The sequence below is a fragment of the Polaromonas sp. P3_C2 genome, from assembly GCF_056402675.1.
In genome coordinates this window covers 1-9,607 of the sequence record NZ_JBFUGX010000083.1, presented here as the reverse complement: position 1 = coordinate 9,607, position 9,607 = coordinate 1, and the positions used below count along the sequence as shown (strand labels likewise).

Below are 9,607 nucleotides of genomic sequence, written 5' to 3'. Positions count from 1 at the left end.
CCAGGCGACAGTGCGCAGCTCGCCTGTCGCCAGTGCGGAAATATCGACAAGCACCGGGCCGCCCTGGGCGCGCGCCACTTCAGAGGGTGCAAGGCTGGCGGCGAAGGGGTAGGCCGCAGCCAGCAGGCCGGCGCCGGCAGCGATGCCGGTTGCTGCCGCCAGCAGGCGTCGCCGCTCGGCGTCCGGCAGGGTCCCGTCGTCTATCGCGTGGATCAGTTCGGTGACGTTACGCATGATCTGACTTGAAAAATTCGATGAAGGCAGGCAGTCCCGGTGTGCTTACGGCCCGGTTTTATCGGCGCCCGCGCCCCAGAGGAACACCTCTCTGGAGGGTTTGCCTGCCTTCACGTCCACCTTCCTGCGCTGGGTCTGGCCGGCCAGCGTGGCCTCCACGGCATAACTGCCCGGTGCCAGCCGGGCCAGCAGAAAGGGGCCCTCCGATGTGGCCTGAAGCACTTCATTTCCCCGGGCATCGAGCACCCGCACCTTCACGTCGGCCGCGAAGTCGGCACGCTGCTTGTCCTTGATGGCAAATTCGAGTGTCAGCGGCCATTGCCCGCTGGCATTGCGGATCGCTGCGGATTCGTCGGCGCCGATGCCGCCGCTCAGGTATTCAACCGGGCCGCTGGTACGCACCGGCGGCAAGGGGCCGCTTGCCTGGGCCAGCGCGCCGCCCGCCATGAGCGCACCGAGGACGGCCGAGGCGGCCTTGTGGGTCAGGGTTTTCATTTCAGCATGCTCCTTCTGCAACGATGGGCAGCAAATCGGCGCAGTGTGCTGCCTGACACTGTGTTCATGCGGCCTGCCGATCTGCGCGAAGGCCTGGCCAGCTGCCTTGTCATCACACCGTAGCAGGCTTTGTGCGCCAGGTGTTCRGCGCTGCCGGAAACCATTGTTCGCGGGTCAGCTTAGGCCGGTCTTAAAATCCCGGCTGGTGTGCCTTGCAGCTTCAAGCCCGCGGCATTCAATCGTCATCTGCTTCCTCAACCACCTGGACCCGTCACCCATGCCCCTCGAAGTCATTGAAGCCCAGACGGGCGACAAGCCCGTCGCCACCGTTCTCATCATGCACGGCCTCGGGGCCGACGGCCGGGACTTCCTGCCGATTGCCGAACAGATGGACCTGTCCAGCGTGGGAGATGTGCGTTTCCTGTTTCCGAGTGCGCCCAGCATTCCGGTCACCATCAACGGCGGCTACGTCATGCCGGCCTGGTACGACCTGCTGGGCGCCGACCTGGTGAGCCGGCAGGACGAGGCCGGGCTGCGCAAGTCGCAAGGCGACATTGAGGCATTGATCGCCCGGGAAAAGTCGCGCGGCATCCCTGCCAGCCGCATTGTGGTGGCGGGCTTTTCGCAGGGCTGTGCCATGGCGCTCATGACGGGCCTGCGCCACGGCGAACGGCTGGCCGGCATTGCGGGCCTGTCGGGTTACCTGCCGCTGGCCGACAAGACGGCCGCCGAGCGCAGCGCCGTCAACCAGGATGTACCCATTTTTCTGGCGCATGGCACGCGCGACGGTGTGGTGGTGCTGCCGCGCGCCACCGCCACGCGCGATGCGCTCAGCGCCATGGGCTACACGGTCGAGTGGCACGAGTACATGATGGAGCACTCGGTGTGCCCGCAGGAAATCACCGACCTGGAGCAGTGGTTGCGCCGGGTTCTGGCCTGACGGGATTTTAAGTAAAACTGGCTGTAGCCCTTACAAAACGGGCGCAAGCAGCTATTAAAAGAATAGCGATCCGGGCAAGACCAGGACGTTGTTCAGGCCGCCGCTGTTTTCGTCACGGCCGTCCGCGCCATCCGCCGCACGCGCCACAGCAGGAAAAACGCGATGCTGAAGTTCAGCAGGTTCCACGCGATGCCGTTGAGGAATGCGGCATGGTAGGAACCGGTTAGGTCAAACACCTTGCCTGACATCCAGCCGCCCAGCGCCATGCCCAGCAAGGATGCCATGATCACCGTGCCCACGCGCGCGCCGGCCTCGGCGGGCTCGAAGTATTCGCGCACGATGATGGCGTAAGCCGGTACGAGGCCGCCCTGGAACAGGCCGAACAGCGCGGCGATGACGTAAAGCGATACCAGTCCGTCAAAGGGCAAAAACAGCAGCAGCGCGATGCCTTGCAGCACCGAGCCCAGCATCAGCGTGCGCAGCCCGCCGATACGGTCGCAGATCGCGCCCGACACCAAGCGGCTCACCACACCGCAGGCCAGCATCAGCGACAGCATTTCAGCACCGCGCGCCGCGCCATAGCCCAGGTCGGTGCAGTACGACACGATGTGCACTTGCGGCATGGCCATGGCCACGCAGCAGGCCACGCTGGCCACGCACAGCAGCATTTGCGCCGAGCCCGGCGTCAAGCCAAAGGGCATGCTGCTGGTGGTGGCGGCGATACCGCTGTTGCCTACCGCGRACGCCACGGCCACCGGCGGGCGCTTGCGCATCAGCAGGGCCAGCGCCGTCATGGTGACGAAGCTGAAAAGGCCGAGCCACAGATAGGTCTGGCGCCAGCCCACGGCCTCGACAAAATGCTGAACGATGGGCGGCCAGATCGCGCCGCCCAGGTAGTTGCCACTGGCGCACACCGCCACGGCAAAACCGCGGCGCCGTACAAACCAGAGCGAGGTGTCGGCCAGCAGCGGCGCAAAGGTGGCGGCAGAGCCGAGAAAGCCGATCAGCAGGCCGTGGGCCAGCGAGAACATCCAGATGTTGCCGGCCATGGCGGCCAGGGCAAAACCCAGGCCCAGTCCCACTGCGCCAACCAGCAAGGGAACCATGACGCCAAAGCGGTCGGCCAGCCGCCCCATCAGAACGCCGCCAACACCGAAGCCGATCATGAGCGCGGTATACGGCAGGGAGGCATCGGCCCGCGTCACGCTGAATTCAGCCTGCACTGCGGGCAGCACCACGGCCACCACATACATGCCGCAGGCGCCGACGGTCATCAGCGCCAGCGTGACCATGAGCCGCATCACGGCGTAGCGTGAGTCGATGAGGAGGGAGGAGTCTTGCGCGGCGGTTGCGGGGCTTGGGGGCGTGACGGGAGGGCTCATCAGGCAAGCGTACACCAGCAGCTGCCCCGCTGCGCTGTTGATGGCCCGGCCGGAGCTGGCGCGTTACAGCGGGGAAGGGCGCGTGGCTTCGTAACCGACGGCGGAATTGCTGTCGCTTGGCTGGCCCAGTTCCTGGTCGCGGATGCGGAAAAGGCGTTCCAGGTCTTTCATGGCGTCTGCGTCAGCTGCGGAGACCGGGGCCGGCCGTGCCACCGGTGCTGCGGGCTGGGCCGGCAGGCTGGCGGCTACAACGGGGGCGGCTGGTACGGGCGCTGCAGAGGCTGTTGCCGCCGCGGGAAGAGGGGCCAGGGAAGCCAGGGGCGCGCTGCGTGGCGGGCGAACCGATGCGCCGGCAGGCGGCCGGACGGGATCGGCCCAATATGACTTGTCGGGCATGGTCGGGTTGGGGCAGGTCTCCGCCACTTCCAGTTGCCAGGAAATGCCATGCAGCCATTGGGCCGCCCCGGGTTCAAAGCGCGTGATTTCTTCCATCAGGGCGTTCTGGAAGGCGAAAGCGTACTTCATCAGACGGTCGTCCCAATGCCGCACAACGAGGCGTACATACATGCCAGGGCCGCGGCTGCGGCTGGACACCAGCAGCATCTGGCAATCGATCCAGGGCAAGGGAATACCGTATTTACGCATGGCATCGCGCAGCAACACCTGCACCAGGTGGCGGCGCGTGGCGTTGTCCGAGCCGTCTTCAATGGTGAGGGGGTTGTCCCGGCTGGACGTGCCCGTGCGTTTGGGCGACGCTGCGGGGGTTGAACCGCCGAAAAGGCTGGCTAGCAGTTTTTTCATTTTTTGATCAAGCTCTACGCTGCCTCAGGCTAAAAGACCGCAAAACCGTTTAGTTTGGCGGAAATTGAAGGGTAAAACAGCCGTGTTACGGAATGTTTTTTATCGTCGTCCAGCTTGTCTGACAAGTCAAGGGAGTTCTGCACCCTGGCGCTCCGGCGTCGCTCGCTTTCCACATCCCGGGCGCCAAACTGTGGATTTCTGCCCGGAAAATGCGGTGTATGACTTAAATCCGGCCGGCCTGCACGGGCCCCGAGCCAGACCCCACCCGGGCTGTGCTGGCAAGCCCGGATGCGCCAGCGCAAAGCGCCGTGCTGTGATAACTTCCACGCCAATTCAAGATTCTGGGGGAATGACGATATGACCAAGTTGCAGGCGCCTGCGGGCGCGCTACAGGACYGCCTGAAAGCGCTCACCCCGGCCCGGCTCAAGGGCATGCGCCGCGGTGTCGAGAAGGAAAGCCTGCGCGCCAAACCCGGCGGCGGCCTGGCCCTCACGCCGCATCCCGCGGCCCTGGGCTCGGCCCTCACGCATCCGGGCATCACCACGGACTTCAGCGAATCGCAGGTTGAGCTGGTCACCGGCGCCCACCCCAGCCCTGAAGCCACGCTTCAGGAACTGACGGAGCTGCACCAGTTCACCTACCGCACCATGAAAGATCTGGGCGACGAAATGCTCTGGGTGTCCAGCATGCCTTGCGGCCTGCCGACCGACGAAACCATTCCCATCGCCCGCTTCGGTTCGTCCAATGTCGGGCGCGCCAAGAGCGTTTACCGCATGGGCCTGTCGCACCGTTACGGCCGGCGCATGCAAACCATTTCGGGCATTCACTACAACTGGTCCCTGCCCGGGGTGAGCAGCAAGGAATACTTCGCGCTGATCCGCAACTTCCGCCGCCAGGCGTTTTTGCTGCTGTACCTGTTTGGCGCCTCGCCCGCGGTGTGTTCCACGTTTGTGGAAGGGCGCCAGCACGAGCTGCAAACCCTGAGCGACAGCACCATGTACATGCCTTACGGCACTTCGCTGCGCATGGGCCGCCTGGGCTACCAGAGCGACGCGCAGGCATCGCTTGCCGTGAGCTACAACAGCCTCGACGGCTACGGCGCTTCGCTGCAGGACGCGCTGACCCGGCCCTACCCGGCCTATGAGGCAGTGGGCATCCGCAACCCCGGCGGCGACTACAACCAGCTGGCCACCACGCTGCTGCAGATTGAAAACGAGTTCTACGGCACCATTCGCCCCAAGCGCGTGATCTTTCCCGGCGAACGGCCGCTGCATGCGCTGCGCGAGCGCGGCGTCGAATACATCGAAGTGCGGCTGATGGACCTGGACCCTTTCGAGTCCGTCGGCATCAATGCGCAGACCATGCGTTTCCTCGATGTGTTCCTGCTGCACTGCCTGCTCAGCGACAGCCCGAACGACACGCCCCAGGAAATCGCCGAGCTCAAGCATAACCAGCACCAGACGGCGGCGCGCGGGCGAGAGCCCGGCCTGAAACTCAAGCGAGGCGGCCATGAGATCACGCTGACGGCCTGGGGTGCGGAGGTGGTGGGCCAATGCGCGCCTATCGCGGCGGCGCTCGACGCCACGCATGGCGGCTCGCAATACAGCGACGCCCTGACATTGGCCAGCGCCGCTTTGCTGGACCCCTCCACCTTGCCTTCGGCCCGTGTGCTGGCCGCCATGGCCGACCGCCATGAGAACTCCTTCATCCGGTTCACACGCGCGCAGTCTGAAAAGACGCAAGGCATCCTGCAGGCGCAGCCGTTGTCGGCCGGCCAGCTGGCACACTTCGCCGCACTGACCGAGGCCTCCGTCCAGGAACAAAAGAAGATTGAAGCCGCGGACACCATGCCGTTTGAGCAGTACCGTCAGCAGTACGTTTCGGCTGAGCGCYTGGGCATGCCGGGGCGCGAATCTGAGCACACCCCTGTTGGGGCTCACTTCGTGTAGCCCCCTCTCCCCTTGAGAAATAGGTTCACCCCTATCGGCACTCACTTCGTGTAGTGCCTTTTCCCCTTGCAGGGGACGGCGCCTGCGGCCTGGCGAAGCCAGTTCCGCGGCCCCTGCTGGTGAACAGGGACACCCCTATCGAAACTCTCGGGGTGCTATCAATTCAGTAGCTTGTGGCGCAAGTTGGTATTGGGCTAGAGCCCGATTTGGTATTTAAAAATCGCTTCTTCGGCGTCTTCACGCCAGTACGTCACGGCCGCGTACCAGCCTTCCCACACGCAGCCGTTGCAGCCGCGACCGCAGCAGGTGGTGGGTTCGGGAGGAGGTGGCCGCAAGCGGATGCCCGCAGCAGCGGCGCGCTCCTGCAGGGTGCTGAAGATCGCCATGGCGGCGCTGTGGTCAGCAGGGCTTTCGGGCATGGGCCTGGTGTGGGTGCCGTGTCAGGGTTTGGCGGAAGCCGCCATGCGCCGGCGGGCGTACAGGCCGATGAATGCGCAGCCCAGTACCAGGGCAAACCAGCCCACCAGGGCCGATTTGGCGACGATGCCCTGCATGCCCGGTGAGGTGATGAAGTAGGGCGACACCACCACACCCAGGCCGATCAGCACACACAGGATGCCTTTGATCATCAGTTCGTTATTGGCCTTGAGGGCGGAAGCGGCCAGGCGGCGGGCCGGGATCACGGGTTTTTTGTCGGGGGCTGCGGGCAGGGGCATGAGGGGCTCGATAGGGGAGGTCGGAGATGGATGGGAAGGGCTTCGGGGCGGCTTGGAGCGGCCCCGATGAGCCTGGGCGCATTACGGCTGGTCGCAGCCGCTACATCTGTCTATGCCCCGATTGTCCTTCATTGGGCCGCAAGCAGGTGAGGCAGGCCCGGAATGTCCCCCGTACCGGCTTGGCGGCGGGGCCGCCCGCTGCGGCGACAATTGGGGAATTGAGCCGGGTCTTCCCGCCCCGGTTCCATCTGAACCCGAACACCCTAAGAAAGATCCCGATGGCCATCCAGTGGTTTCCTGGTCACATGCACCTGACCAAAAAAGCCATCAGTGAGCGCATCAAGGAAATTGATGTCGTCATTGAACTGCTTGATGCGCGCCTGCCCGGCTCCAGCGCCAACCCCATGCTGGCCGAGCTCACCAGCGCCAAACCGGCGCTCAAGGTGCTCAACAAGCGCGACCTGGCCGACGCCACCCGCACGCCGCTCTGGCTGGATCACTACAACAGCCTGCCCGCCACCCGCGCGATTGAGCTGGACGCCAGCGAAACCACGCCTGCGCGCCGCCTCATTGATGCCTGCCACGCGCTGGCGCCCACTCGCGGCACCATGGTCAAGCCGATGCGGGTGCTGATTTGCGGCATTCCCAACGTCGGCAAGTCCACCCTGATTAACACCCTCACCGGCAAGCGCGCCACCAAAACCGGTGACGAAGCGGGCATCACCAAGGTCGAACAGCGCTTGGTGCTGGCCGACGGGTTTTATTTATGGGACACGCCCGGCATGCTCTGGCCGCGCATCATCGTGGCCAAAAGCGGCTATAACCTGGCCGCCAGCGGCGCCATTGGCCGCAATGCCTTTAACGAGGAAGAGGTCGCGCTCGAGTTGCTGGATTACCTGATCAAGCACTACCCCGCCTTGCTGGAGGCGCGCTACAAGGTCGAGGTGACCCCCGGCATTACCGATGAGCAGCTGCTCGAAGAAATTGGCCGCAAGCGCGGCGCGGTGCTCTCCAAGGGCCGGGTCAACCTGCAAAAAGCCGCCGAGATCGTGATCTATGAATTCCGGGCGGGAACGCTGGGCCGTGTGACCCTGGAAACGCCCGGCGAGTTTGCCGAATGGGCAGCCGCCGGCCGGCTGCTCGACGCCGAGCGCCAGGTGAAAAAAGACAAGATCGAAACCAACCGGTTGATCAAGTTCAAGAAGATTCCGCGGCCGGATAAATCCGGCAGGTCCGGATTCGAAGAATCCTGAGACCGGCCACCGCGCGCGGGATCACTTGGGGCCTGTTTTGCAGGTCCGTATGCCAAGCAGCGTGTACGCCGGGCACCAGCCCAGCAAACCTGTCAGCAGGGGCACGAGCCCCAGCAGCGCCCACCAGCGCCAGGCGGGCTCCGCCACAAAATACAAGCTGAGGATGGCGAGTCCCGCCACGATGCGCACCGCACGGTCGGCGGTGCCTGCGTTTTTGTTCATGATGAGTTCCCTTGGAAAATTAACTTTTTAGTGCAGCACCAGCACCGGCTTTTTGCTGTGCGACAGCACCTTCTGGGTTTCACTGCCCAGGAGAAAGCCGGTGATGCCCTTGCGGCCGTGCGAGGCCATCACAATGAGGTCGCAAGCTTTGCCGTCTGCCATCCGGACGATGGTTTCATAGGGGTGGTCGCCTGCGACGCAAACGGTTTCGCAAGGCACGCCCGCCTTGTCGGCGGCGTCTTTCAGCGCAGACAGGAATGCCTCTGCCTGCGCCTGGCATTCCCTCATGAATTGGTCCCGTGTGTCTTCCAGCATCTGGACCCGGTAGGTCAGCAGGTGAAACTCCTGCATCACATGCAAACCCGTGATCCTGGCCTGGGCTTCCCTGGCGAAAGTCACTGCCTGTGCAATTGCCCGATCCGAAGCGGGCGAGCCGTCGGTCGGTAGAAGAATATGTTTGAACATGGCAAATCTCCTTGTCATCCTGGGCGGCTCATCGCCGGTGCGGCAAACCTTGAGCAGGGCGGTTCCACTTTAGGTCGCTGCCGCCAAACGGCTTTGATGCAGGTCAAGTCATCGCCTCAATCGGGGAGGGGACGGGGCGGATTGCCTGCCACGGGTTCGTGATGTGACGCCGCGCGGTGCGGCGATGTCGGTTTCAAAATCCACCGAATGCAGGAGAAGTTACGGGCAGCCTCAGTGTCACTCAGCGACAGGAAACAATAGAGTCTGTCGGATGAGGGAAGTTAGTGACCCCAGAACGCATCTTCCTGCTCAGGATCGCTTGAGAACAGCCTGGCTTCGACGATCCTGCCTTCTTCGATGCGCAGCAAGTCGATGCCATGCTGAGATAGCCGCAAGCCGTCGCGCTGTCCCTCGAACTCAAGCTCCACGGTGACCCATGCGCCATTCCCCATGAAGCGATGCGCGCGGGTGATCGCAAATGTTCCCTTGGACACTTCCATCATCTTGCCGATCATCGTTCCAACGGCTTGCACGCTCCTGTGCGTGCCGGAGAAGCGATTGCGCCCGGGCTGGTGCCACACGATGTCCGGTGCCAGGAGGACGCCTAGCGCGGCTTGATCGCCGGATTGAACGGCTTGAATGTACTTTTGTGCAATTTCGATTGGAGTAGTCATCTGTTCCTCTGCTGGTTGAAATAAGTGATGGCCCTGCATTGGTTCAGGTGTCATCAGGTAAAACTGTACGTTGCGCTCGCCTTGGCGTCACGGTGGAAAGCTGTCTAAAAATGGTAATAATCGGACATGAATGGAAATATTGACGGGGCGAATGACACACTGGAGCGGATCGGCTACGCGCCGCCGGCCAGCTACGCGTTCGATATCGAGGTGGTTGCGATGCGGGAGCTGCGTGCCCGCGCTCCGGCGGAAGAGCTGCGCAGGCCGCACCGCATCGAATTCCATGAACTGATCTTCGTCAGGCGCGGCGAATGCACGCATGTGGTGGACTTCGAGCCCGTCCGCTGCTCGCCCGGCTCTGTGCTGGTTTTGCATCCGTCACAGGTCGAGCAGTTCGATGTGACAACACCCTGGGACGGCTGGCTCGTTCTATTTCGCCCTGAACAGCTTTTTGCATCGCAGGACAAGATGGGGA

General features: G+C 63.6%; 12 protein-coding genes and 1 pseudogene. 4 read left to right on the top strand and 9 right to left on the bottom strand.

Going from position 1 to position 9,607, the window contains the following annotated elements:
- Both AC1DWI_RS05745 and AC1DWI_RS05740 read right to left on the bottom strand, forming a co-directional pair.
- Positions 1 to 234, bottom strand: a pseudogene (locus AC1DWI_RS05745) (ubiquinol-cytochrome c reductase iron-sulfur subunit); the annotation flags it as partial.
- 45 nt (positions 235 to 279) lie between these two features.
- Positions 280 to 729 (bottom strand): carboxypeptidase-like regulatory domain-containing protein, encoded by a 450-nt coding sequence (locus AC1DWI_RS05740; protein WP_477671503.1) that lies wholly within the window; start codon positions 727 to 729, stop codon positions 280 to 282.
- Between the two features lie 277 nt (positions 730 to 1,006).
- Between AC1DWI_RS05740 and AC1DWI_RS05735 the strand changes: the two genes are divergently transcribed.
- The gene (locus AC1DWI_RS05735; RefSeq protein WP_477671504.1) at positions 1,007 to 1,669 is read left to right on the top strand and encodes an alpha/beta hydrolase; all 663 of its coding nucleotides are present in this window, start codon (positions 1,007 to 1,009) and stop codon (positions 1,667 to 1,669) included.
- Between the two features lie 92 nt (positions 1,670 to 1,761).
- On the opposite strand, the gene AC1DWI_RS05730 is transcribed toward AC1DWI_RS05735, so the two are convergent.
- Together AC1DWI_RS05730 and AC1DWI_RS05725 are read right to left on the bottom strand one after the other, a co-directional pair.
- The gene (locus AC1DWI_RS05730) at positions 1,762 to 3,051 is read right to left on the bottom strand and encodes an MFS transporter (RefSeq protein ID WP_477724515.1); all 1,290 of its coding nucleotides are present in this window, start codon (positions 3,049 to 3,051) and stop codon (positions 1,762 to 1,764) included.
- Positions 3,052 to 3,114: 63 nt separating this feature from the next.
- Complete coding sequence (locus AC1DWI_RS05725) at positions 3,115 to 3,852, bottom strand: hypothetical protein (protein ID WP_477671506.1); 738 nt, start codon at positions 3,850 to 3,852, stop codon at positions 3,115 to 3,117.
- Between the two features lie 357 nt (positions 3,853 to 4,209).
- On the opposite strand from AC1DWI_RS05725, the gene gshA reads away from it, so the two are divergent.
- The gene (gene gshA, locus AC1DWI_RS05720; protein WP_477724514.1) at positions 4,210 to 5,802 is read left to right on the top strand and encodes a glutamate--cysteine ligase; all 1,593 of its coding nucleotides are present in this window, start codon (positions 4,210 to 4,212) and stop codon (positions 5,800 to 5,802) included.
- A 194-nt stretch (positions 5,803 to 5,996) separates the two neighbouring features.
- Here gshA and AC1DWI_RS05715 read toward each other — a convergent pair whose 3' ends face one another.
- Both AC1DWI_RS05715 and AC1DWI_RS05710 read right to left on the bottom strand, forming a co-directional pair.
- Complete coding sequence (locus AC1DWI_RS05715; protein WP_477671508.1) at positions 5,997 to 6,221, bottom strand: oxidoreductase-like domain-containing protein; 225 nt, start codon at positions 6,219 to 6,221, stop codon at positions 5,997 to 5,999.
- 21 nt (positions 6,222 to 6,242) lie between these two features.
- Entirely contained in the window at positions 6,243 to 6,518 is a 276-nt protein-coding gene (locus AC1DWI_RS05710; RefSeq protein ID WP_477671509.1) for a hypothetical protein, read from the bottom strand.
- 278 nt (positions 6,519 to 6,796) lie between these two features.
- Between AC1DWI_RS05710 and ylqF the strand changes: the two genes are divergently transcribed.
- Positions 6,797 to 7,771 carry a ribosome biogenesis GTPase YlqF gene (ylqF, locus tag AC1DWI_RS05705; protein WP_477671510.1) on the top strand — a complete coding sequence of 325 codons (975 nt, stop codon included), beginning with the start codon at positions 6,797 to 6,799 and terminating at the stop codon, positions 7,769 to 7,771.
- A gap of 21 nt (positions 7,772 to 7,792) precedes the next feature.
- On the opposite strand, the gene AC1DWI_RS05700 is transcribed toward ylqF, so the two are convergent.
- From AC1DWI_RS05700 to AC1DWI_RS05690, 3 genes are all read right to left on the bottom strand, one after another.
- Positions 7,793 to 7,993, bottom strand: a complete 201-nt coding sequence (locus AC1DWI_RS05700; RefSeq protein ID WP_477671511.1) for a YgaP family membrane protein — start codon at positions 7,991 to 7,993, stop codon at positions 7,793 to 7,795.
- Positions 7,994 to 8,020: 27 nt separating this feature from the next.
- Positions 8,021 to 8,458 carry a universal stress protein gene (locus AC1DWI_RS05695; RefSeq protein WP_477671512.1) on the bottom strand — a complete coding sequence of 146 codons (438 nt, stop codon included), beginning with the start codon at positions 8,456 to 8,458 and terminating at the stop codon, positions 8,021 to 8,023.
- A 281-nt stretch (positions 8,459 to 8,739) separates the two neighbouring features.
- Positions 8,740 to 9,186, bottom strand: a complete 447-nt coding sequence (locus tag AC1DWI_RS05690) for a nuclear transport factor 2 family protein (RefSeq protein WP_477671513.1) — start codon at positions 9,184 to 9,186, stop codon at positions 8,740 to 8,742.
- A gap of 72 nt (positions 9,187 to 9,258) precedes the next feature.
- Here AC1DWI_RS05690 and AC1DWI_RS05685 point away from each other — a divergent pair.
- The coding region (locus AC1DWI_RS05685) for an AraC family ligand binding domain-containing protein (RefSeq protein ID WP_477724513.1) at positions 9,259 to 9,607 on the top strand (349 nt) is incomplete at its 3' end.